The following is a 23,232-nucleotide window of genomic DNA, read 5'->3' as shown; positions in this document are numbered from 1 at the left end:
AACCCCCAATAGTTGGATAACTATCGGGGGTCTTTTTTTAACTCATTCGTAATTAATGAGCTGCTGGTGGCTGGTTGTTATCAGTGTGTTCTGGTGTCTTTGCAAAGCGGCGACGGATCACCACAAAGAATACCGGAACGAAGAAGATAGCCAGTGATGTTGCTGCGAACATGCCCCCCAGTACACCCGTACCGACGGAGTTCTGTGCCGCAGAACCTGCACCATTACTAAATACCAGAGGGATAACACCCAACATAAATGCTAAGGATGTCATCAGGATTGGTCTTAGACGCATTTTTACTGCATCCAATGTCGCTTCAATCAATCCTTTACCTTCTTTCTCCATCAAGTCTTTGGCGAATTCAACAATCAAGATTGCGTTCTTCGCCGATAACCCAATGGTGGTTAACAGCCCTACCTTGAAGTAAACGTCGTTATCTAAACCTCGTACTGAAGTGAAGAGTAACGCACCGATAACCCCAAGTGGTACCACTAACATGACTGAGAATGGTACAGACCAGCTTTCATACAGTGCAGCTAGACACAGGAAAACCACAATCAAGGAAATCGCATACAGGGCAGGTGCCTGGTTACCAGACAGACGCTCTTGGTATGACATTCCCGTCCACTCATAACCAATTCCCGCAGGGAGGTTCTCAGTGGTCAGTTTTTCCATCATCAACATTGCAGCACCGGTACTTTGACCTTCTGTTGCTTGACCTTGAATGTTCATCGCAGGGACACCGTTATAACGCTCTAAACGCGGTGAACCGAATTTCCATGGGTCTTTGGATTCGTCTAAGAATGCAGAGAACGGTACCATTTTCCCTTGGTTATTACGAACATACAGGTTGCTGATATCAGATGGTAACATACGGCTTTCCGCGTCACCTTGTACGTAAACTTTCTTCACACGACCGCGGTCGATAAAGTCGTTAACGTATGAACCACCAAACACGGAGCTGAGGGTTGCGTTGATATCACTGATTGCAACGCCTTGTGCCTGTGCTTTTTGTTGGTCAATATAGATTCGATACTGTGAGGTATCATCTTGACCATTTGGTCGAACACCTTGCAAAATTTCAGGGTGCTGTGCAGCAAGTCCGAGTAACTGATTACGTGCTGCCATCAGTTTTTCATGACCTAAACCACCTTTATCGACCAACTCAAAGTCAAAGCCGTTTGATGTCCCTAACTCAACAATTGCAGGTAAGTTAAAGGCATAAATGAAGGCACCTTGTTTTTTCGATAAGGCCGCATTTGCTCGAGCAACAATCGCATCAACATGGTTTTCTTTCCCTTTACGTTCATCCCAGTTCTTAAGAACGACGAACGCCAGACCCATGTTCTGCCCTGCACCCGCAAAGCTAAAGCCACCAACGGTAAAGACAGACTCAACGTTTTTACCTTCATCTACTCTGAAGTATTCACTGACTTCATCTAAGATGACTTCGGTTTGCTCTTGGGTTGATCCTGGTGGCAATTGCACCATGGATAAAAATACCCCTTGGTCTTCGGCTGGTAAGAATGAGGATGGCAGACGAACAAACATGAATGCCATGCCCACAACCAGAATCACGTAGATGACAAGGTAACGACCCGTGCCATTCAACATACGGCTTACGCTGTCTGTATAATGGTGAGCTTGCTTTTCAAATACGCGGTTAAACCATCCAAAGAACCCTTTAGTGGAACCATGGCTGCCTTTTTCAATTGGCTTCAACATCGTTGCACACAGTGCAGGGGTCAGAATCATCGCCACTAATACAGATAACAGCATCGATGACACGATAGTGATTGAGAACTGACGGTAAATTGCCCCTGTTGACCCACCAAAGAAGGCCATTGGGATAAATACTGCGGACAGCACCATCGCGATACCAACCAGTGCACCTTGAATTTGTCCCATGGATTTTTTGGTCGCCTCTTTTGGTGGCAGACCTTCTTCTTGCATCACACGCTCAACGTTTTCAACAACAACGATGGCGTCATCCACAAGAAGACCGATGGCAAGTACCATCGCAAACATGGTTAAGGTGTTTATCGAGTAGCCAAAGGCTGACAAGATAGCAAAGGTTCCTAATAGCACTACGGGTACTGCAATTGTTGGGATCAATGTTGCACGGATGTTCTGCAAGAACAGATACATAACGACAACAACCAACATAATTGCTTCGACCAGCGTTTTAACTACTTCGTTAATTGAGATTTTAACGAATGGCGTTGTATCGTACGGATAAACAACTTCAAGTCCTTCAGGGAAGAAGGGTTCCATATCAGCTAACGCTGCACGGACGTTATTTGCTGTATCTAATGCGTTCGCGCCCGTTGCGAGTTTAATACCGATACCCGCCGCTGGCATACCGTTAAAGCGCGCAACTGTACTGTAGTTTTCCGCACCGAGTTGAACGGTAGCGACATCTTTCAAACGAACTTGGGAACCGTCTTGGTTCACACGTAATAAAATGTTCGAAAACTCTTCTACGTTACTTAAGCGGGTTTGAGCAATAATAGATACGTTCAAACGCTGACCGGCAACAGGAGGTGTTCCCCCTAGCTGACCGGCGGCAACTTGGTTGTTTTGTACACGAATTGCATTAATGACATCCGAAGTTGCCATGTTGTACTTAACGAGTTGCTCTGGTTTTAACCAAATACGCATTGCATATTGGGTACCAAACAGCTGGGTTTCACCAACACCATTAACACGACTCAGTGGGTCCTTAATATTTGAACCTACGTAGTCGGCAATGTCATATTGACCCATTGAACCGTTTTTCGAAATAAAGCCTGCAACCATTAAGAATGAGCTGGTGGACTTATCGACACTAATACCTTGTTGCTGTACTTCTTGAGGTAAAAGTGGCATTGCCAATTGCAGCTTATTCTGTACCTGTACTTGAGCGATATCGCCATCAGTACCTGCTTCAAAAGTCAGCGTGATGCTTGCTGAACCTGATGAATCACTGGTTGACGACATATACACCAAATTATCGATACCGTTCATGTTCTGTTCGATAACTTGGGTCACCGTATTTTGTACCGTTGATGCATCTGCACCAGGGTAGTTAGCTGAAATGGAAACAGCCGGCGGTGCAATCGTCGGATACTGAGCGACAGGTAACTTGATAATTGCCAGCAGACCTGCAAGCATGGTAATAATCGCGATTACCCATGCAAAAATTGGTCTATCTATAAAAAACTTAGGCATTAATCAATAGCTCCCTTATTTAGACGCGGTTTCAGGTTTAGCCTGAGTGTCTACAATGGATTGAGTTTCTAAGTTTGCTTGCTTTGGCACAACAACCATTCCCGGTTTGATTTTCTGCAAACCAATTACAATGACACGGTCGCCATCTTTCACGCCATCAGTGACTAACCAGTTGTTGCCAATCGCTTGTGCAGCTTTCACTTTACGCACTTCAACTTTGTTTTCTGCGCCAACAACCATGACCTGCGCGTCACCTTGTGGAGTACGAGCAACACCCTGTTGAGGAACTAAAATCGCATTTTCTTTCACACCATCTTCTAGAATGGCGCGAACAAACATACCTGGCATCAGTTCTTTATTCGGGTTAGGGAACACGGCACGCATAGTGATAGAACCAGTGGTTTCATCAACAGTGACATCAGAGAACTCTAGTTGCCCTTTCTGTGCGTATTCTTGCCCGCCATTAATCACTAAGCTAACTGGCGCTTTGCCGGGCTCTTTTTGCAGTGCCCCTTGTTCGATTTCATTTTTTAAGCGTAAGAAATCTTCACTCGATTGCGTCACATCCACGTAGATTGGATCTAATTGTTGAACGCGCATTAGTTCAGTTGTTTGACCCGCAGAAACTAATGCACCTTCCGTGACATTGGATTTACCCGTACGTCCACTAATTGGCGATGTCACTTTCGTGTAATTCAAATTAATACGTGCGGTTTCAACGGCTGCTTCCGCTGCTTTTACCGCAGCTAGAGATTGTGCATAAGTTGAATTCGCTTGGTCGTATTCTTGTTGACTAATGTAGTTGGTACCAAGCAGTGGCTTATAACGTTTAACAGTTAATGCGGCGAGATTAGCATTTGCTTGCGCTTTGGCTAATTCTGCTTTAGCACTATTATAGGTTGCTTGGAAAGGCGCAGGATCGATTTGATACAACGACACGCCAGCTTCAACATCGCTACCTTCTTTGTAGTTACGTTTTAAGATGATGCCACTAACTTGTGGACGAACTTCTGCAACTCGATATGCAGATGTACGGCCTGGAAGTTCGGTCTTAATGGTCAGAGGTTCAGCTTTCAGCGTAACAATTCCTACATCAGGCGCCGGGCGTTCACCGCCACCTTTCTGTTCTTCGTTACAACCAGATAACGCTAAGCCGCCTGAAAGGACCAACAGAGCCAGAGGTAACACTCCTCTGTTTTTTCGCATAAGTTAACCTCAATTAATCGATATGAGTTCAAAACAAAATTAAGAAAAAAAGCAAATTATATGATTTATCACTATGCTATAGTACAAACATACACTAATGTATGTAAATCAGCTTTCTACAAAAATGGGTGACAATGGCACGAAAAACTAAACAACAGGCTGAAGAAACCCGCCAGGAAATACTCGATGCAGCTATCAAAACATTTTCTGAACGAGGAGTGACAGCTACGTCATTAGCCGATATAGCCAAAGCCGCGGGCGTGACCCGAGGTGCTATATACTGGCACTTTAAGAATAAGGTGGATCTCTTTCATCAAGCCTGCGAATTTAGCGATAATCAAATCACTCAGGCTGAAGATTATTATCGTTCGAAATATACCAATGATCCACTTTTAATACTAAGAGAATTGCTAATTTATATTCTTACTGATTTTATTAGTATCCCCAAAAACCGTGCATTGATGGAAATCTTTTTCTTAAAATGTGAATTAGTTGGTGAAATGGCTTCTGTTGTTGATTTTAAACGTGAAAATTATATGGCCAGCCAACATAGAATAGTGAGAAATTTACGTGACTGTATTGAGGCTGGACAACTTCCTGACAACTTAGATTTAGAATGCAGTGCGGTAATGATCCGATCATTAATGTCAGGCTTACTCGAAAACTGGTTATTACAGCCAGAGAGTTTTATGATAGACGCACATACGACGACGTTAGTTGATACTCTATTAGAAACGCTTAAAAATAGCGTCTCTCTACGAATCAAACCAACGCCAAGCGAATAATCGGAGAAAACCATGTCATCTATTTTGATCATTGCGAATGGCGCACCATACGGAAGTGAAATGTTGTTCAACTCTTTGCGCCTAGCCATAACATTAAAAGAACAACATCCACAAACTGACTTAAAAATCTTCTTAATGTCTGATGCAGTGACGGCGGGAATTACGGCACAAAAGCCGAAAGAAGGATATAACCTCCAGCAAATGTTAGAGATCCTAACCGCGCAAAACGTTCCAGTAAAATTATGCAAAACCTGCACCGATGCGCGTGGTATCAGTGAGTTACCACTGATTGATGGCGTTGAAATTGGAACGCTGGTGGATTTAGCTGCATGGACACTAGCCGCTGAAAAAGTTCTCACATTTTAATGTTAAAACAGTTTAATTTAAAAACTGAGCTGCGGTTCGTCAGGAATTGCAGCTAAAAATGGGCATGTAGTATAAAAGTAGGATCACAACGAAATATCATGGGCTCACTGATGCAATATAAAAAAGCGTGGTTATATTCCGTTAGAATATTTTTGGTATTTGCCATCACCTTTTTTTCTTTCCAAATTTCCGCGGCAACAATTAATAATCTTCCCAGTAAAAATGAGATAAAAACAGAGCTTAATTCATTAAATAAAAAAAGCAGTGCAGGGCAGGAAGATAAACTTATCATTGCTGATCTGGAAAAATCATTAACTTACTATGATGAATTGGAAAAATTAGATCAGCGTTCGGATGAGCTGCAAAAAAAAATAAATCACTCAAGCGAAGAATCGAGAAAAGCGGTTCAGGGTTTATTACAAATAAAAGTTCAGAATGAAAATCCAGATATTAATTTTCAACATCAAATTGAAAATAGCAGCCTCGAACAATTAGAAACGATGTTGGCGACGTATTTGGATAATCTGCAAGCTGAGCAAAATGATCTTGCTACTTATAATAGTCAACTGATTGGTCTACAAACCCAACCTGAACGAGCTCAAGCGAGCATGCTGGATAATGCCCGCCGACTGCAAGAGATTCGCAATGAGCTTAACAGCACATTGACTGACTCCAGCAAATTGCGCACCACACAAGCTAACATGTTGCAACTTGAGCAATACCTTCTTCAGCAACAAAATGAGTTTCAAAAGCGCGTTTTACAAGCGAATACTCAACTACAGGACGTTTTACAAAAACAACGTGATTACACTGCAGCGTATATTGAACAATTGGACGCTCGTATCCAAATTATTCAAGATGCGATTAGCAAAGCACGCCTCAATGACTCTCAATCAACGGTGCGCGAAGCGCAAAACACGTCGACCGATGACGCGGTACAACAAAATCCTATTCTTCAAAAAGAGATTGAAATTAACAACAAGTTAAGTAACCGCTTGATTGAAGTGACGCAAGATGGCAATAGAATGGTGCAAAACGGTATCCGAGTGAAAACGTGGCTGGAGCGTGCGACACAATCGGAACGTAACCTAAAAGAGCAAATTAACGTATTACGCGGTAGTTTATTACTATCACGGATTCTTTTTCAGCAACAAATTGATTTACCAGCAGATATTCTCACCAAAAATCTACCAGTGACCATTGCAGATCTGCGTCTGGAACAATTTGATATTAACCAGCAGCGTGATGCGCTGTACCAGCCTACTGATTACATTAATAATTTGGAGCATCAGCAAGCGGCCAAAGTGGGTGAGCAAGAAAATGCTGTGCTGTTTACGCCTGAAGATAAAGCGGCATTGGTTAAAATTTTGGATGTTCGCCGTGAATTACTGGATGAATTGAATCTACAGTTAGGCGGACAAATTTCCCAAGCTATTAACTTACAATTAGATCAAAACCAATTATTGAGTGTGGTCAGTTCACTCGAACATACTTTAGCGCAGCAAATTTTCTGGGTGAACAGCAATAAACCGATGGATATCGAGTGGTTAAAAGCCTTCCCTGAAGCCGCAACGAACCAACTGACTCATCTGGATTTTGATTTTTCATTTTCAAGCTTGAAGAAAGGATTTATTAGCGCACTGTGGGTTACTGTGCCTCTATTATTGGCAGCGCTGATTTTCATCTGGTTTAACCGCAAGATTACCCAACGCTTACATGAAATTGATCTGCGTTTATCCAGCCTCAGAAACGACAGCGTATTAAATACGCCGTTGGCGTTGTTGCTAACCTTATTGCAAACCATCCCAATTTCTCTTGTGGTGATCGCAATTGGCTATTGGTTCTTAAAGACGGGTAATCTGCAAGGGGAATTTATCTGGTCCTATTGCTTGCAGTTAGCCATTTTCTGGGCATTGTTTGAACTCACATTTAGGGTGTTAAAGCCGCAAGGTATCGCAGAAAAACATTTCAATATTGACCATGACAATATCCAGCGTATGCGTCGTAGAATGGTGCGTTTATCGGTACCGCTGTTACCACTGATTTTCTTTTCTACTTACGGAATGATTAACCCTCTGAAGGTATCCGAAGATGTGATTGGACAGTTAGTAGTCTCTATCTGTTTATTACTATTATGTATTTTCACGATTCCATTCTGTAAACAGGTTTGGAAGGAAACCGGCAGCCACTTAACCCGTTCGATTTTAATTACCTTACTGACATTTTCGCCGCTGATTTTAATTGGTTTGATGTTCGCAGGTTATTACTATACTACGCTACGTTTAGCCAGCCGTTGGTTAGATAGCTTATATTTACTGGTGCTTTGGTATATCACTTATAATGTCTGTTTGCGTGGTTTAAGTTTGGGGGCGAGAAAGCTGGCTTATAAGCGAGCATTGGAACGCCGAGCTCAGTCAAAACAGCAAGAAGAAGCTGAAAATGAGCCAATCAAAGAACCCCCAATGACGATTGAGCTGATTAGCCAGCAGTCATTGCGCTTAACGACCATGGTGCTGTTTATTATCTTCGCCTTTGCGTTCTACGCAATTTGGTCCGACTTTATTACGATTTTCTCTTTCCTTGATAGCGTTCAGTTATGGAGCTATAGCGCGACATCAGCGGAAGGGGCAAGCATCATGAAATACGTGACCTTGGCTAACCTGATTTTAGCCGTGGTGATTGTCGTGGTCGCGTGGATAATGACGCGTAACCTTCCGGGGTTACTGGAAGTTTTAGTGTTATCGCGCCTAAAACTTCGTCAAGGCTCCACTTACGCCATTACGACGATGTTGACCTATGTGATTGTCAGCATTGGGGCGATTGCCTCCCTTGGCATGATTGGTGTGACGTGGAATCAGTTGCAATGGTTAGCCGCGGCCTTAACGGTTGGTCTCGGTTTTGGTTTACAGGAAATTTTCGCGAACTTTGTTTCGGGGATAATTTTGCTGTTTGAAAGACCGATTCGGATTGGGGATACCGTCACGATTGGTACATACTCGGGGACTATCAGTAAGATCCGTATTCGTGCGACGACCATTGTAGATTTTGATCGCAAAGAGGTGATCATCCCAAACAAGGCATTTGTGACTGAGCGATTGATCAACTGGTCACTCTCCGATACGGTCACGCGCATCACGATTTCTTTAGGGGTTGCGTATGGTTCGGATCTGGAAAAAGTGAAGCGTGTTTTACTGCAAGCGGCAACATCGAACAGTAAAGTAATGACAGATCCTGCACCGGCAGCATACTTCTTAAGTTTTGGGGCGAGTACGTTAGATCACGAGCTGCGTTTTTATGTTCGCCAAATTGGTGAACGCACTATGACCAGTGATGAAGTCAATCGTGAAATTGACCGGTTGTGTCGTGAAAATGATATCAATATTGCCTTCAATCAATTGGAAGTGCATTTGCATAATAATCAGGGTGATGAAGTGCAGGAAGTGACAAAAATCATCAAAGATAAACCGGATGATGAAAAATAACCTGTGTTAATTACTGTTCTGACAGGCTGCTTCGGCGGCCTGTTTGCTAAGGTAATCGCGTTTCACTATGTCTAATGCTTTCAAAGCGATATCGGGGCTTATCTCAGAGGACTCTAATAAGTAGATTAAATCCACCGCAAGCTGTATTTCTGGTGGTGCATTCTCTAGGGGCTCCATACGCATTTCCTTAGTCAAAAAATTGATTTTCTTGGTGCTCGATGGCTTTTTCAATACGCATCAAGGCTTGTCTGCATCGATATAATCGCCCTGCTAATGCTGCAAGCTCTTGTTGGCACTGATGCTGTAAGTGCGAATCAGTTAACCCACTTAAGTCGAGTTCTTTTTCACTCACCATCGCCTGTAAACGGCGTTCATAATCTTGATGTTGTGATAAACGTTCATATAAATCAACTTGTTCCTTTTTCGTCCGAAAGGAATCTTCTTTTTCACGTAATCCTTGTGTTGAAAGCTCGCGAGAAATCGCTTGCATCTGATGGACGATTTTTTCGGTCAGAAAGGTCACTTGTTGGGTATGATTGAGTGTAACACTATTGCACAGTTGCTGATAAAGCGTGTTGAGCTCTTTTTGGCAATCCCCCAGTTTGGTGGATTTATGGCTAAACAGCTGCATATCAAATCGGGAGTGAGAAAATTCATGGTCTTTGATGGGAGCAACACGTACCGCTAATTCGTCAATCTGCTTTTTTAATGCGTCCAAAAGAGCCTGTGTTTTCATTTTTTATTCTCAATAAATGTGAAAAGTGGCGGAATATTGATATCCAACAACAAAACTTAGCGCAAAAAGACGGCTTCTTATTGCATTTTTATGGTAGTTTGCATAGATTCTACCCTTTCGTATTTACTATATTGGTTTTTATTATGACCGCTAAAGAGCAACAACTGCAATTGATTAAAGAAAGTATCGCGACTATCCCTAATTATCCAAAAGAAGGTGTGCTATTTCGCGATATTACCACACTGTTAAATGACCCTGCGGCTTATCAAGCAACAATCGATATGCTAGTTGAGCATTATCAAAACAAAGGTGTGACCAAAATTGTGGGGACTGAAGCCCGTGGTTTCCTGTTCGGCGCTCCTGTTGCATTACGCTTAGGCGTTGGTTTTGTACCTGTGCGTAAAAAAGGCAAATTGCCGCGTGAAGTATTAAGTATGACGTATGACCTCGAATACGGTACCGATACACTGGAAATTCACAAAGACAGCATTAGTGCACAAGATAATGTGTTAGTCGTGGATGATCTGTTAGCAACGGGTGGTACTGTCGAAGCGACGGTTAAAATGATTAAGCAACTCGGTGCAAAAGTTGTTGATGCAGCTTTTGTGATCGGACTGCCAGATTTAGGCGGTGTTGAGCGCTTAGCCAAAGAAGGTGTTACTTCCTATAGTCTTGTTGAGTTCCCTGGTCACTAATCTGCTCCGCACTCTTCTTACTATTTTTACTGCAGTCTCGCCCAATGGGTTGAGGCTGTGGTAGCATGGTACTATTATTATATTTATCAATGTCCCATGTTGAATAACAGTGGAATCCATGAGCTATCAGGTACTTGCCCGTAAGTGGCGCCCCCAAAAATTTTCGGATGTTGTTGGTCAGCAGCATGTGTTGACTGCGCTTGCTAATGGGCTTGAGCACCAACGGCTTCATCACGCTTATCTCTTCTCGGGTACCCGCGGTGTCGGGAAAACCACGATCGCACGTTTGTTTGCCAAAGGACTGAACTGCGAAACAGGGATCACAGCAACACCTTGCGGTAAATGCGCGAACTGTTTGGAAATTGAGCAGGGGCGATTTGTCGATCTGATTGAGATTGATGCCGCATCACGGACAAAAGTCGAAGACACCCGAGAATTACTGGATAACGTTCAGTACGCACCCGCCCGTGGTCGCTTTAAAGTCTATCTCATTGATGAAGTTCACATGTTGTCGCGCCACAGTTTTAATGCGTTGCTTAAAACACTGGAAGAGCCGCCTGAACACGTCAAATTCCTGCTTGCAACCACTGATCCTCAAAAGCTGCCAGTCACCATTTTATCCCGTTGCTTACAATTCCATTTGAAAGCGCTGGATGTGGCTCAAATTAGCGAACAGCTTGAGCTTATCTTGAATGCAGAAAATATTGAGCATGATACTCGAGCCCGCCAACTGATCGCACGCGCTGCCGATGGCAGTTTACGGGATGCGCTGAGCTTAACTGACCAAGCGATTGCCATGGGGCAGGGGAAGGTAACTGCGGATATCGTGAGCCAAATGCTGGGCACCCTTGATGATGAACAGCCACTCGCCATTATTGAAGCGTTAATTCGTGCGGAGGGTGCTGCCGTCATGTCGCAAGTGGAACAAGCGGCATCCCGAGGAGCGGACTGGGAAAATCTATTGGTTGAAATCCTCTCTTTGCTTCACCGAATCGCGATGATTCAACTGTTACCAGCGGAGCAAGAAACCGATCCATCCTCTACGGAAGGGCGTCTAAGGCAAGCTGCTCGCTTGATTTCCCCTGCGGATCTTCAACTGTTCTACCAAACCTTGCTGGTGGGTAGAAAAGAATTAGCCTATGCGCCAGAAAGACGGATGGGCGTGGAAATGGCGCTCTTAAGAGCATTAGCCTTCCACCCAAAGAGCGTGATTGACGAGGTTGAGCTACCGCCAAAATTAGCCCCGAGCGTATCTGCCACTGTTTTTCAGCCAGAACCAGCGCAGTCGAATATGACGCGTCAAGCACCACCGTCTGTGAGCGCAGATAATTTGCCGGAAAATAGCCCCACATTGCAGCTATTAAAAGCCAGACAAGCATTACAAACACCACAAAGTGAGGATCCGAGTCCAAAAAAGACTCATCCGGTGACGTCCAATAGGGCTAAGCCGGCGGTATCAGCACTTGAGCGGCTGGCCGCGGTGACCAGCAAACATCAACAAAATATGATGGAAAAAGCCTCGCACAGTTCCAAACCTGCGAAGCCAAAGCCTTATCAGTGGAAGCCTCAAAATGAAGAGGTGCTCGAGGCAAAAGATACCGCCACAACGCCAACCGAGATCAAAGAAGCGCTGGAATATGAGAAAACCCCGGAATTAGCGATAAAAATCATGCAAGAAGGTCGTGAGCGTGATAGCTGGTCGGGGGAAATTGCACAATTAAATATTCCTAAGCTAGTTGAACAATTGGCTTTGAATTCATATAAAGAAGAATTGGACGAGTCGCAAATTGTATTGCACTTGCGCTCAGCTCAACGTCATCTTGACAAACCGAATGCTCAAAAGGCATTACAAGATGCGTTGAGTCAACATTATGGTCGCCCTGTTGAACTGAACGTTGTTCACGATGATAATACGGCGGTGAAAACGCCGTTGGAATGGCGTCAGGCGATTTATGAAGAGAAGCTGGCGCAAGCCCGTCAGTCTATTATCGCGGATAAAACAATTCAAAAATTGCGCTCAATGTTTGATGCGCAGTTGGACGAAGAGAGTATTCGCCCCGTTTAACGCTACAGTTGCGAATCTGTAGCCTCAGTTGTGAGAGAAAACTATGTTTGGTAAAGGTGGATTGGGTAACCTGATGAAACAGGCCCAGCAAATGCAAGATAAAATGCAGAAAGTTCAGGAAGAAATCGCTCAACTCGAAGCTACTGGTGAATCAGGTGCTGGCTTAGTCAAAGTGACTATCAACGGCTCACATAACTGCCGTCGTGTTGAAATCGATCCAAGCCTGTTGGAAGACGACAAAGATATGCTGGAAGACTTGATTGCTGCGGCATTCAATGATGCAGCGCGTCGTATCGAAGAGACGCAAAAAGAGAAAATGGCTAGTGTATCTAGCGGTATGCAACTGCCACCAGGCTTTAAGATGCCATTCTAATGCAAACGAGTCCGCTTCTTGAATCATTGATGGAAGCGCTGCGCTGTCTCCCTGGTGTGGGACCTAAGTCAGCGCAGCGAATGGCTTTTCATCTTCTGCAACGTGACCGTAGTGGCGGAATGCGTTTGGCTCAGTCGCTGACTCGGGCAATGTCTGAAATCGGACATTGCCGCGATTGTCGCACATTCACAGAGCAGGAAATCTGTAATATTTGTGACAATCCGCGTCGCCAACAAAATGGACTTATCTGTGTCGTCGAAAGCCCAGCAGATATCTACGCCATCGAACAAACAGGTCAATTCTCCGGTCGTTATTTTGTATTGATGGGGCATTTGTCTCCATTAGATGGTATTGGACCGATGGATATTGGTCTGGACAGGCTAGAGGAAAGATTGGCATCGGAAACGATCACCGAAGTCATTTTGGCGACTAACCCGACAGTCGAAGGGGAAGCGACAGCAAGCTATATTGGGCAAATGTGTGCTCAATATGGGGTGACAGCGAGCCGAATTGCGCATGGCGTGCCGGTTGGTGGGGAGTTAGAGATGGTAGATAGCACGACGCTTTCTCATTCGTTGTCAGGCCGCTCGAAGTTGTAGCATCCTCGTCATATTTCAAATTGTAGGGTCGTTGGCTGCACAACCTCACCCTAGTCACATACTTCAGTATGCTCCTAGGGATAAGCTTGCTTGCCGCCTACCTACAACTTTGAACTATTTAGAGGAAGGTAGGTAGCTACCTTATAAAAGCAAAACCCTCAAGCCAAAACTCTCGTAGTCTTCCATAATTTACTTTCGTTCATATTAATTTGGCTGCTAATTTGTGGTTAGTGGTTGAATTCTATTTTTTTGTCCCCAGATTAGTTTCCATCGATAAGTCAAAACCTAACTATTAGATTGATGATATAGAGGCGATTAATGAGTATGAAAGGACAAGAAACTCGTGGGTTTCAATCAGAAGTCAAACAACTGCTACAGTTGATGATCCACTCTCTTTACTCAAACAAAGAAATTTTTCTGCGTGAGCTCATTTCCAACGCATCCGATGCGGCGGATAAACTGCGTTTTCGTGCATTATCTAAGCCTGAACTGTATGAAAATGATGGCGAACTGCGTGTGCGTATTAGCGCAGACAAAGACAAAGGTACTCTAACTATCAGTGACAACGGCATCGGTATGAGCCGTGAAGAAGTCATTGAAAACTTGGGTACTATCGCTAAATCAGGCACCAAATCATTCTTAGAATCATTAGGCAACGACCAAGTTAAAGATAGCCAAATGATCGGCCAATTCGGTGTGGGCTTCTACTCCGCATTTATCGTTGCCGATAAAGTCACCGTACGTAGCCGTGCAGCGGGTGCTGATGCGAGCGAAGGGGTGTTCTGGGAATCTGCTGGCGAAGGTGAATACACTATCGCAGATATCGAAAAAGCCGATCGCGGAACCGAAATTACTCTGCATTTACGTGATGATGAAAAAGAGTTTTTAGATAACTGGCGTTTACGTTCTGTTATCAGCAAGTATTCTGACCATATTGCTCTGCCTGTTGAAATCGAAGAGAAAAACGAAGAAGACGGCACTGTGACTTGGGAAAAAATCAACCAAGCGAAAGCACTGTGGACGCGCAGCAAATCTGACATCTCAGACGAAGAATATATTGAGTTCTACAAGCATATCTCCCACGACTACGCAGATCCATTAACGTGGGCACATAACCGTGTGGAAGGGAAACAGGAATATACCAGTCTGCTGTATATTCCATCTCAAGCCCCATTTGATTTGTGGAACCGCGACCAGCGCCACGGTTTAAAACTGTATGTTCAACGTGTCTTTATTATGGATGATGCAGAGCAGTTTATGCCTAATTACCTGCGCTTCGTTCGTGGGGTATTGGATTCCAACGATTTACCGTTGAACGTTTCCCGTGAAATTCTGCAAGATAGCGCATTGACGCGTAACTTACGCAGCGCACTGACAAAACGTGTTCTGCAAACACTGGAAAAACTGGCGAAAAATGATGCTGAGAAATACCAAACATTCTGGCAGCAATTTGGTCTGGTGATGAAAGAAGGCCCTGCTGAAGATATGGGGAACGGCGAAGCGATTGCGAAATTGCTACGCTTTGCAACCACGCATAACGACAGCAACGTGCAAAATGTCTCATTGGAAGATTACGTGAGCCGCATGGTAGAAGGGCAAGATAAGATTTACTACATCACTGCGGATAGTTATGCCGCAGCGAAGAGCAGCCCGCACTTAGAATTGTTCCGTAAAAAAGGAATTGAAGTTCTGCTGTTATCTGACCGCATTGACGAATGGATGATGAACTACCTTTCTGAATTTGATGGTAAACAATTCCAATCTGTCAGCAAAGCGGACGAGTCATTAGACAAGTTAGCAGATGAAAACAAAGCGGAACAAGAAGAAGCAGAAAAACAGTTAGAGCCGTTCGTTGAACGCGTGAAAACCTTCTTGGGTGACCGTGTGAAAGAGGTGAAATTAACTCATCGCTTAACGGATACTCCTGCGATTGTAACTACGGATGCGGATGAAATGAGCACCCAAATGGCGAAACTGTTCGCTGCTGCGGGTCAAGCTGCACCTGAAGTAAAATATAACTTTGAACTGAATCCGAATCACCCACTGGTGAAAAAAGCCGCTGAAGTGGAACAGGAAAGTGTGTTTGCGGATTGGGTTGATGTCCTACTCGACCAGGCTTTACTGGCAGAGCGCGGCACATTGGAAGATCCAAACTTATTCATCAAAAAAATCAACGAATTACTTTTAAAATAATTCGCTGAGTTATTTTCGTTTTCGAGCATAAACCACGTAAAAATGCGATTTTTTGCGTGGTTTTTTTCTTTTGCGAAAAAAGATAAATGGGAAAACGTTTACGTGCCTTCTTGAGTCAGGTGCCATGCTAATGGTATGGTAGAGCGTTTTCTTTTCAAATTATAAAAAACTAAATAGCAAGGGGTTTACGCAATGCGTATCATTCTGCTTGGCGCTCCGGGCGCTGGTAAGGGCACTCAAGCTCAATTTATTATGGAGAAGTTTGGGATCCCTCAGATTTCAACCGGCGACATGTTACGTGCCGCGGTAAAATCAGGGAGCGAGTTAGGTTTACAAGCTAAAGAGCTGATGGATAATGGCAAATTAGTGACTGATGAGCTGGTTATCGCATTAGTGAAAGAGCGCATCAAACAAGATGACTGTCGCAATGGCTTCTTGTTGGATGGGTTCCCGCGTACCATTCCTCAAGCGGATGCAATGAAAGAAGCAGGCATCAATGTTGATTACGTTTTAGAATTCGATGTGCCAGATGACATCATTGTTGAACGTATTATTGGTCGCCGCGTTCACGCACCATCAGGTCGCGTATATCATGTGACTTTCAACCCACCTAAAGTTGAAAACAAAGATGATGTGACTGGTGAAGAGCTAACGATCCGTAAAGATGACCAAGAAGATACAGTTCGTAAGCGTTTAGTTGAATACCATGCACTGACTGCACCATTGATTGCTTACTATCAAAACGAAGCGAAAGCGAGCAGCACTCAGTACTTCAAATTAGATGGTACTCGCAAAGTGGCTGAAGTGAGCGCAGAGTTAGCGAAAATTCTAGGTTAATTTTCTCTGAGCTAAATTGAAAAGGCAGCGCAAAACGCTGCCTTTCTTTTTGTGCCACAAGTTGGCAAAATTAGTTATCAAAATCTGTTATTGTTGGGAATAATTATCAATTAGGAGTGGTTCTAATGTTAGAAAAAAAATATGGAATACTATTGGTAAATTTGGGAACGCCCGATGCCCCAACAACATCAGCAGTTAAACGCTATTTAGCAGAATTCTTAAGTGATCCCCGCGTTATTGATCTTTCCCCATTGATCTGGAAGCCTATTTTACATGGCGCTATTTTGCCAATTCGCGCTTCCAAAGTGGCAAAACTTTATGGCTCAATTTGGATGGATGAAGGCTCGCCATTATTAGTTTATTCACAGCGTCAAAAAGAAAAATTATCTGCATTTTTTCCTAATACGCCGATTGAACTGGGAATGACTTATGGCTCGCCGTCAATAAAGAGCGCTATCGACAGTTTGATTGCTCAAGATGTGACGGAATTGGTGGTTTTACCTCTGTATCCACAATATTCCTGCACCACGACTGCAGCTGTTTATGAAGCTATTACTCGCGCTTTTAAACCTATGCGGACTATTCCTTCTGTGCAGTTTATTCGTAGCTACGCGACGCACCCTGCGTATATTCAAGCGTTAGCTGAATCCATAGAGGCTAGTTTTGCTGAGCATGGTGAGCCGGATAGACTCATTCTCTCTTTTCACGGTATTCCGCAGCGCTACTGCGATTCTGGGGATATTTATGACAAAGAGTGTGAGCAAACGACGGAACTATTAAAGCAAGCACTGAAATTTCCAAGTGACCGAGTTCTTATGACTTACCAATCTCGATTTGGGCGCGAGCCATGGTTAAGCCCATACACTGATCAGACGATGAAAAAACTGCCATCAGAGGGCGTTAAATCTGTTCAGGTTGTTTGCCCTGGTTTTTCAGTGGATTGTTTAGAAACGTTAGAAGAAATTAGTGAACAGAACAAAGAGTTCTTTTTACATAGTGGTGGTGAACAATACCGTTATATCCCTGCTTTGAATGACAGTGATATTAGTATCAATATGATTCAGTTAATTCTGAAAAATCACGTAAAAAGTGTTGTATAACCGTTAATATCATAAAGATGGCTAATGGTTATATCCAAAACCTAAATTTAGACTATAATTACGACCTCAATATTCGACAGTATAATTTAGAGCTTGTTGTACGGAATTAACATGACTGAAAAAACCAATTTGTCTTCAGAATTAAAAAAGCAGTTAGAGCAAGACCCGCAATTTAAATTACAGCAAAATGATGAGATCGATCTCATGGCGCTAATCGCGGTTCTGTTTAAAAATAAACTCCTGATTATTATTGCAACAGTCATTGTTACCGCATTGAGTATTGGGGTCGTAAAAATGCTTCCTCAAAAGTGGACGAGTGAAGCAATTATTATCCCGCCAACCTCTGAAGAGCTAAAAGAAGTTAATGAGTTTTCTGCGCGTTTAAGTGCGCTGGGAATGGATGTTGACCTAGGCTCTCAACGTATTTACAACGAATTTATTATTCAATACCGTTCCAAAGTTAACCAAGAAGCATTTGTAAAAAGCACCGATTATTTCAAAACGATGCTCGATAAGCTTGATAATAAAAATGATCCATTAGACGTTCAACGTTTGGTTAATCGAATTATTTCTGATTCCATTAAACTGAAATATAACGGAAAAGAAAAAGACAGTGATGATAGCGATATCGTTCTATCATTTACGGCGCCAACAGCAGTTGAAGCGCAAGATTTAATGGATGGGTATATTCGTTACACCGCGACACTCGTTCGCAAAAGAATGAAAACTGAAGTGGATAATGCGATTTCACGCCAATTGATTTATAGCGTAGAAGCGTTGAAGCAAGACACCACAAAAATCCAGATTGCTTATGATGTGAAAATTGAACGTTTGAAACGTGCAATTACCATTGCGAAGGCGGCAGGAATTACTCGCCCGATTGCGAGAGACTCGGTCGCAATCAATGATGACCCTGATTACCCAATTGCATTAGGTTCTGAAGCCTTAGAAGAAAAACTGGGTATTGAGTTAAAAAATCGTGATTTAGCGCTGATCAGTGAGAAACTGCAAAATGCGAGAGTTTATATTGATAACTTAAACTCACTGACTACCAAAGAATTAGATTTTGAGCCAGTTAGATTTATTCTGACACCGGATTTGCCTGTTGCGAAAGATTCGCCTAAATCCATGCTTATCGTTGCGTTAGGTGCTATTTTAGGCTTTATCATGAGCTGTGCATTCGTATTAGGTCGTGACCTGTACCGTAACTATAATCAGCAAAATATTCGCCATAAGTAATCCCTCAAGAGTGTAATAAAAATCTAACCAGTGCCTTTTTATCGAAGGGTGCTGGTTTTCTTTTATCGTGATAGAATACCGGAATGTTCCTTTTTTAATGTTCCCAATATGAAATTCCCCGGTCAACGCAAATCTAAACACTACTTTCCTGTCTCTCTGAGAGATCCTCTTTTGCAACCCATGAAAGAGATGATGTCTGACGATGAAAACTGCAAATCGTATATTGTGGGTATCGACCAAACACTCGTTGATATTGAAGCGAAAATTGATGATGAATTTATTGAACGTTATCAATTAAGTAAAGGTCATTCCTTAGTCATCGAAGATGATGCGGCAGAAGCACTCTATAAAGAGCTTACTGAACAAAAGCTAATTACCCATGAATTTGCGGGTGGAACAATCGGCAATACCCTCCACAATTACTCTGTTTTAGCGGATGACCGCTCCGTTTTATTGGGCACCATGTGCAACAACATTCAGATTGGTAGCTACGCATATCGCTACCTCTGTCATACCTCAAGTCGTATGGATTTGAATTACTTGCAAGGGGTAGATGGTCCAATTGGACGTTGCTTTACGCTGATCACTGAAAATGGTGAACGTACCTTTGCTATCAGCCCTGGGCACATGAATCGTTTGCATCCAGATAGTATTCCTGAGGATATTATTGCAGGGGCTTCCGCACTGGTATTAACCGCTTACTTAGTCCGTTGTAAGCCGGGGGAAACCATGCCTGATGCCACTATGCAGGCAATTCATTATGCGAAAAAACACAATGTTCCCGTGGTATTAACATTGGGAACTAAGTTTGTTATCGCTCAAGACCCACAATTCTGGCGTGATTTTCTTAAGGATCATGTTTCTGTGGTTGCGATGAACGAAGATGAAGCTTTGGAGTTAACCGGTTTTAGCGATCCATTATTAGCCTCCAATATGGCACTGGATTGGGTTGACCTTGTTCTGTGTACTGCGGGACCTTCTGGATTGTATATGGCAGGCTTTACTGAAGAAGAATATAAACGTAAAACGCAGCACCCATTACTACCAGGGGCGATTGCCGAATTTAATTTGTATGAGTTTAGCCGTGCAATGCGCATGCAGGATTGCCAACAGCCTCGTCGCATTTTCTCCCATATAGAGCCTTATATGGGGGGACCTGAAAAAATCATGAATACCAATGGGGCTGGCGATGGGGCATTATCGGCATTACTGCATGATATTACGGCGAATTCATACCATCGCTCAAATGTTCCTAACTCCAGTAAACATGAACGTCAATACCTCACGTACTCCTCATTGGCGCAGGTGTGTAAGTATGCTAACCGTGTAAGCTATCAAGTCCTTTCCCAGCATTCTCCACGCTTAACACGCGGATTACCGGAAAAAGAAGACAGCTTAGAAGAGTCCTATTGGGACCGCTAAATATAAATGGGTAATGTAGAAATAAAAAAACACCTCGAATGAGGTGTTTTTGTTTTTATCAAGATGCGAGCTATTAAGCTTCTTTGGCGATCCCCGCAGGGTGCTCAGCTTTAACAGCCTCAACCGCTTTCTCATCTTCTTGCTCATAGCGCATAGCTTGTGGAACAGAGATTTTAATCGCAATAAATACCGCTAAGAAACCACCCACTAATTTACCTAACAAGATTGGCAACACTAATGTTGGTTGGAAATTTGCGGTAAAGGCTAAATGATCGCCAATCGTCGCTTGTGCGCATACCCCGAAAGCCACACACAACACCTTGTCTCTAGCACGCATCTCTTTGAATAAGTGGTAGGTCGCAATGATATTTGCCATCACCATAATAAATCCGAGTGAACCCGTGTCGCTCAGTTTTAATCGACGGCTAAGCGCACTAACTAACGGTTTGCAGTAGCGTTGGAACAGGTAACAGATAGGGAAAGTCCCTGCGAGCATAATCCCAATATAACCCGCAATTTCGATGGCACGGAACAACTCATTTTGGTCTGCAAACAACGGATCGAAACCCCATGCCCCGAATACTTTACTAAATACACCGGTAAAATGCTCGACGATCGAGAAAGCTAAAACGAGTTTAACGAAAGCATCCATGATCTTACCGAAGATCAAAAAGCCTGTAACCATTAACATTGGGCGGTATTTTAAACCCGCAGCAAGTAAGAAACAGAAGACAAATAGAGGCATTAAATACTGCAACATCGTCATAAAATCGAGGGTTAGCTGATGCGTTGCTGGGGAGTTAGTCGAGATAATATCGCGAACCGGAATATTATTAAGCGTGATCAGCAGTAATGATGCCAATACCCCAAATGGAATAGAGATCAATCCAGCCATTGCGCCTAAGGCTAAGTATTTGTGATCTTTGCGATTTAACATAGTTAAACCAACGGGGATCAGGTAAACAATTGTTGCGCCAGAGGTATAACCGATCAACATCGCAGTGATCCACATATCGCGATTCGTGGTTAAAGCATCTGCTAACTGATATCCCCCCATATCCACGGCGATAATTGACAGTGCCGCAATAGAAACATCAGAGCCGACGGAACTGAATACCGGTCCTAAAATGTATGATATTAATTGTGAAAGTAGCGGGACGGCAGCCATGATCCCTGCTTGAGCGAGAAATACGGGACCAATAGAAAAAATGCCGTTTACAAACTCTTTTCCAAGGTCACTGGCAGGTCTGACAATCGATGCGACGGCACCGATGACGGCTCCGCACATAATTAAGTAGATAATGTAGTTTCCGAATTCGGCCATAGTAGGGTTTCCTTTCTTTTTTATTGTTGGAAAATTAATTTCTTAGCTGGCGAGAACGGGCAATAATGTCGCGATACTGTTCCATTATGCCTTGCATGTTGGTGCCATCAGGGCGTGTGACGCTGGTATTACGTCGTATCGCCATTTCATGACTTATTCCCAAACCTTTACGTGCAAGCAAGGCTGCCCCGAGAGCTGTGACTTCACGATTTGCTGGTGCTTCAATATTTTTTTGCAATAAATTAGCCAAAAACTGCTTAAAGTACTGATTTGACGATAACCCTCCATCGACTGAAATGGACTGACCTAATGGAGATATCTTCTCCATTGCGAAAATAACTTCGGCAGAACGCGCAGCAATTCCTTCTAAAACAGACTGCATCATGTCTTTCTTGTCGGTATCTAAAGACAGCCCAGCCCATAGACCGGCAGCGCTGCGATCCCAATAAGGACAACCTAGCCCTGAAAGTGCAGGAACAAACGCCAAACCGCGCTTAATGGCGGGTTCATCACGAAAATCAGCCAGCTCATCAAAATCCTCAAATAGACCGATTTTGCGTGCCCAATTGATTGCGGATGCAGCGTTATAGACGCCGCCATCTAAACCAAAAACAGGGGCTTCTCCTGGAAATTTCCAACATAAGGTTGGTAGTAATCCACTTTGGTGGGTTTGTGGAATATCGCTGCCCGTCAATGTCTGCAAAAAGGCACCTGTTCCAAAGGTAATTTTTGCATCCCCTTTTTGGCGGCAGCCATGCCCAAAGGTTCCGGCGAATTGATCGACAATAATGGCGGTCACAGGGGTGAGATGACCATCGAGATTAACGGCGCCAAAGTCACCGATGTTATCGCGTAGTGGCGGTAAACAGTGGATAGGGACACCAAAAATCTCACACAGTTGGGGATCCCACTCCAAAGTATGAATATTGAGCAGAGACGTACGTGATGCGGAGTTATAATCTGTCACGAAAACGTCGCATAAACGATCAAGGAAAAAAGCGTCCATGGTGCCGATACGTAGGCGATTTTTATCTGCAAGAGACTTAGCACCAACGACATTCTCCATGATCCATCCCATCTTACTGGCAGAAAAGTAAGGATCTAATGGCAAGCCAGATTTGGATTGTACAAGGGGCTCTAACCCCGCATTTTTAAGTTGCTGGATAGTTTTTTCAGTACGGAGATCTTGCCAAACAATTGCGTTATAGAGGGGGCGCTTCGTTTGAGCATCCCACGCAACAATACTTTCACCTTGGTGACAAATACCAATAGAATCAACGACTTCACAGCTATTCAGACATTTGATGATATTTACCAAGATCTCTTCTGGATCATGCTCAACCCAACCACTATTTAAGGTGATCTGTTTGTGCGGAATACTCATCGGGGAGTGATAATGACCGCCTTCTTCAAAGACGACGACCCGGGTTCCCGTTGTTCCCTGATCGATAGCGGCATAACGTTGATTGAGCATCTCTGAATTTCCCAGTGTTATAAATGTTGTAAATTGGTTTGTTTTTTTGCCTACTATCGTTCAAACGGAAATAAAATCCACAAAAAACTCACAGTAAGTTTCGTGAATGTGATAACTGTCACAAT

General features: G+C 43.5%; 18 protein-coding genes. 12 read left to right on the top strand and 6 right to left on the bottom strand.

The window, feature by feature from the left end:
- Positions 1-52: 52 nt before the first annotated feature.
- The gene (locus PROVALCAL_RS10875) at positions 53-3,211 is read right to left on the bottom strand and encodes an efflux RND transporter permease subunit (RefSeq protein WP_006659300.1); all 3,159 of its coding nucleotides are present in this window, start codon (positions 3,209-3,211) and stop codon (positions 53-55) included.
- Positions 3,212-3,226: 15 nt separating this feature from the next.
- Positions 3,227-4,417, bottom strand: a complete 1,191-nt coding sequence (locus PROVALCAL_RS10870) for an efflux RND transporter periplasmic adaptor subunit (protein WP_006659299.1) — start codon at positions 4,415-4,417, stop codon at positions 3,227-3,229.
- Positions 4,418-4,551: 134 nt separating this feature from the next.
- Between PROVALCAL_RS10870 and acrR the strand changes: the two genes are divergently transcribed.
- The 3 genes from acrR to mscK all read left to right on the top strand — a co-directional run bounded on the left by acrR (position 4,552) and on the right by mscK (position 9,050).
- Positions 4,552-5,202 (top strand): multidrug efflux transporter transcriptional repressor AcrR, encoded by a 651-nt coding sequence (gene acrR, locus PROVALCAL_RS10865; protein WP_006659298.1) that lies wholly within the window; start codon positions 4,552-4,554, stop codon positions 5,200-5,202.
- Positions 5,203-5,214: 12 nt separating this feature from the next.
- Entirely contained in the window at positions 5,215-5,568 is a 354-nt protein-coding gene (locus PROVALCAL_RS10860) for a DsrE/DsrF/TusD sulfur relay family protein (RefSeq protein WP_006659297.1), read from the top strand.
- A 98-nt stretch (positions 5,569-5,666) separates the two neighbouring features.
- Positions 5,667-9,050, top strand: coding sequence for a mechanosensitive channel MscK (gene mscK, locus PROVALCAL_RS10855; RefSeq protein WP_006659296.1), 3,384 nt, complete (start codon positions 5,667-5,669; stop codon positions 9,048-9,050).
- A gap of 6 nt (positions 9,051-9,056) precedes the next feature.
- On the opposite strand, the gene rsmS is transcribed toward mscK, so the two are convergent.
- Together rsmS and priC are read right to left on the bottom strand one after the other, a co-directional pair.
- Positions 9,057-9,227, bottom strand: a complete 171-nt coding sequence (gene rsmS, locus PROVALCAL_RS19305; RefSeq protein WP_006661072.1) for a pleiotropic regulatory protein RsmS — start codon at positions 9,225-9,227, stop codon at positions 9,057-9,059.
- A gap of 10 nt (positions 9,228-9,237) precedes the next feature.
- Entirely contained in the window at positions 9,238-9,786 is a 549-nt protein-coding gene (priC, locus tag PROVALCAL_RS10845; protein WP_006659294.1) for a primosomal replication protein PriC, read from the bottom strand.
- A 143-nt stretch (positions 9,787-9,929) separates the two neighbouring features.
- Here priC and apt point away from each other — a divergent pair, with 143 nt between their 5' ends.
- The 9 genes from apt to PROVALCAL_RS10800 all read left to right on the top strand — a co-directional run bounded on the left by apt (position 9,930) and on the right by PROVALCAL_RS10800 (position 20,309).
- Complete coding sequence (apt, locus tag PROVALCAL_RS10840) at positions 9,930-10,481, top strand: adenine phosphoribosyltransferase (protein ID WP_006659293.1); 552 nt, start codon at positions 9,930-9,932, stop codon at positions 10,479-10,481.
- A 118-nt stretch (positions 10,482-10,599) separates the two neighbouring features.
- Positions 10,600-12,546, top strand: a complete 1,947-nt coding sequence (dnaX, locus tag PROVALCAL_RS10835; RefSeq protein ID WP_006659292.1) for a DNA polymerase III subunit gamma/tau — start codon at positions 10,600-10,602, stop codon at positions 12,544-12,546.
- 43 nt (positions 12,547-12,589) lie between these two features.
- On the top strand, positions 12,590-12,919 hold the full coding sequence (locus PROVALCAL_RS10830; RefSeq protein ID WP_006659291.1) for a YbaB/EbfC family nucleoid-associated protein: 330 nt from the start codon (positions 12,590-12,592) through the stop codon (positions 12,917-12,919).
- Positions 12,919-13,518, top strand: a complete 600-nt coding sequence (gene recR, locus PROVALCAL_RS10825) for a recombination mediator RecR (RefSeq protein WP_006659290.1) — start codon at positions 12,919-12,921, stop codon at positions 13,516-13,518. The genes PROVALCAL_RS10830 and recR overlap by 1 nt, the downstream gene beginning before the upstream one ends.
- Positions 13,519-13,836: 318 nt before the next feature.
- Complete coding sequence (htpG, locus tag PROVALCAL_RS10820; protein WP_006659289.1) at positions 13,837-15,711, top strand: molecular chaperone HtpG; 1,875 nt, start codon at positions 13,837-13,839, stop codon at positions 15,709-15,711.
- A gap of 192 nt (positions 15,712-15,903) precedes the next feature.
- Positions 15,904-16,548 (top strand): adenylate kinase, encoded by a 645-nt coding sequence (adk, locus tag PROVALCAL_RS10815; protein WP_006659288.1) that lies wholly within the window; start codon positions 15,904-15,906, stop codon positions 16,546-16,548.
- Between the two features lie 125 nt (positions 16,549-16,673).
- Positions 16,674-17,648: a ferrochelatase gene (gene hemH / locus PROVALCAL_RS10810; RefSeq protein ID WP_006659287.1), complete on the top strand. Its 975-nt coding sequence runs from the start codon at positions 16,674-16,676 to the stop codon at positions 17,646-17,648.
- A gap of 111 nt (positions 17,649-17,759) precedes the next feature.
- Positions 17,760-18,887: an LPS O-antigen length regulator Wzz(fepE) gene (wzz(fepE), locus tag PROVALCAL_RS10805; RefSeq protein WP_006659286.1), complete on the top strand. Its 1,128-nt coding sequence runs from the start codon at positions 17,760-17,762 to the stop codon at positions 18,885-18,887.
- A 108-nt stretch (positions 18,888-18,995) separates the two neighbouring features.
- A complete protein-coding gene (locus PROVALCAL_RS10800) occupies positions 18,996-20,309 on the top strand; it encodes an inosine/guanosine kinase (protein ID WP_006659285.1) in 1,314 nt (437 codons plus the stop codon).
- 73 nt (positions 20,310-20,382) lie between these two features.
- Here PROVALCAL_RS10800 and eutH read toward each other — a convergent pair whose 3' ends face one another.
- Both eutH and PROVALCAL_RS10790 read right to left on the bottom strand, forming a co-directional pair.
- Entirely contained in the window at positions 20,383-21,633 is a 1,251-nt protein-coding gene (gene eutH, locus PROVALCAL_RS10795; RefSeq protein ID WP_006659284.1) for an ethanolamine utilization protein EutH, read from the bottom strand.
- Positions 21,634-21,667: 34 nt separating this feature from the next.
- Complete coding sequence (locus PROVALCAL_RS10790) at positions 21,668-23,107, bottom strand: FGGY family carbohydrate kinase (RefSeq protein ID WP_006659283.1); 1,440 nt, start codon at positions 23,105-23,107, stop codon at positions 21,668-21,670.
- Positions 23,108-23,232: the final 125 nt, after the last annotated feature.

The organism is Providencia alcalifaciens DSM 30120, assembly GCF_000173415.1.
Taxonomy (GTDB): Bacteria; Pseudomonadota; Gammaproteobacteria; order Enterobacterales; family Enterobacteriaceae; genus Providencia; species Providencia alcalifaciens.
Note: the sequence above shows the minus strand (reverse complement) of the source record. Positions and strands in the feature narration are given on the sequence as shown.

Bases quoted from the DNA above. Each gene is read 5' to 3' on its own strand.
- PROVALCAL_RS10875 (WP_006659300.1), bottom strand. From the start codon at position 3,211: ATGCCTAAGTTTTTTATAGATAGACCAATTTTTGCATGGGTAATCGCG.
- PROVALCAL_RS10870 (WP_006659299.1), bottom strand. From the start codon at position 4,417: ATGCGAAAAAACAGAGGAGTGTTACCTCTGGCTCTGTTGGTCCTTTCA.
- acrR (WP_006659298.1), top strand. From the start codon at position 4,552: ATGGCACGAAAAACTAAACAACAGGCTGAAGAAACCCGCCAGGAAATA.
- PROVALCAL_RS10860 (WP_006659297.1), top strand. From the start codon at position 5,215: ATGTCATCTATTTTGATCATTGCGAATGGCGCACCATACGGAAGTGAA.
- mscK (WP_006659296.1), top strand. From the start codon at position 5,667: ATGGGCTCACTGATGCAATATAAAAAAGCGTGGTTATATTCCGTTAGA.
- rsmS (WP_006661072.1), bottom strand. From the start codon at position 9,227: ATGGAGCCCCTAGAGAATGCACCACCAGAAATACAGCTTGCGGTGGAT.
- priC (WP_006659294.1), bottom strand. From the start codon at position 9,786: ATGAAAACACAGGCTCTTTTGGACGCATTAAAAAAGCAGATTGACGAA.
- apt (WP_006659293.1), top strand. From the start codon at position 9,930: ATGACCGCTAAAGAGCAACAACTGCAATTGATTAAAGAAAGTATCGCG.
- dnaX (WP_006659292.1), top strand. From the start codon at position 10,600: ATGAGCTATCAGGTACTTGCCCGTAAGTGGCGCCCCCAAAAATTTTCG.
- PROVALCAL_RS10830 (WP_006659291.1), top strand. From the start codon at position 12,590: ATGTTTGGTAAAGGTGGATTGGGTAACCTGATGAAACAGGCCCAGCAA.
- recR (WP_006659290.1), top strand. From the start codon at position 12,919: ATGCAAACGAGTCCGCTTCTTGAATCATTGATGGAAGCGCTGCGCTGT.
- htpG (WP_006659289.1), top strand. From the start codon at position 13,837: ATGAGTATGAAAGGACAAGAAACTCGTGGGTTTCAATCAGAAGTCAAA.
- adk (WP_006659288.1), top strand. From the start codon at position 15,904: ATGCGTATCATTCTGCTTGGCGCTCCGGGCGCTGGTAAGGGCACTCAA.
- hemH (WP_006659287.1), top strand. From the start codon at position 16,674: ATGTTAGAAAAAAAATATGGAATACTATTGGTAAATTTGGGAACGCCC.
- PROVALCAL_RS10800 (WP_006659285.1), top strand. From the start codon at position 18,996: ATGAAATTCCCCGGTCAACGCAAATCTAAACACTACTTTCCTGTCTCT.
- eutH (WP_006659284.1), bottom strand. From the start codon at position 21,633: ATGGCCGAATTCGGAAACTACATTATCTACTTAATTATGTGCGGAGCC.
- PROVALCAL_RS10790 (WP_006659283.1), bottom strand. From the start codon at position 23,107: ATGCTCAATCAACGTTATGCCGCTATCGATCAGGGAACAACGGGAACC.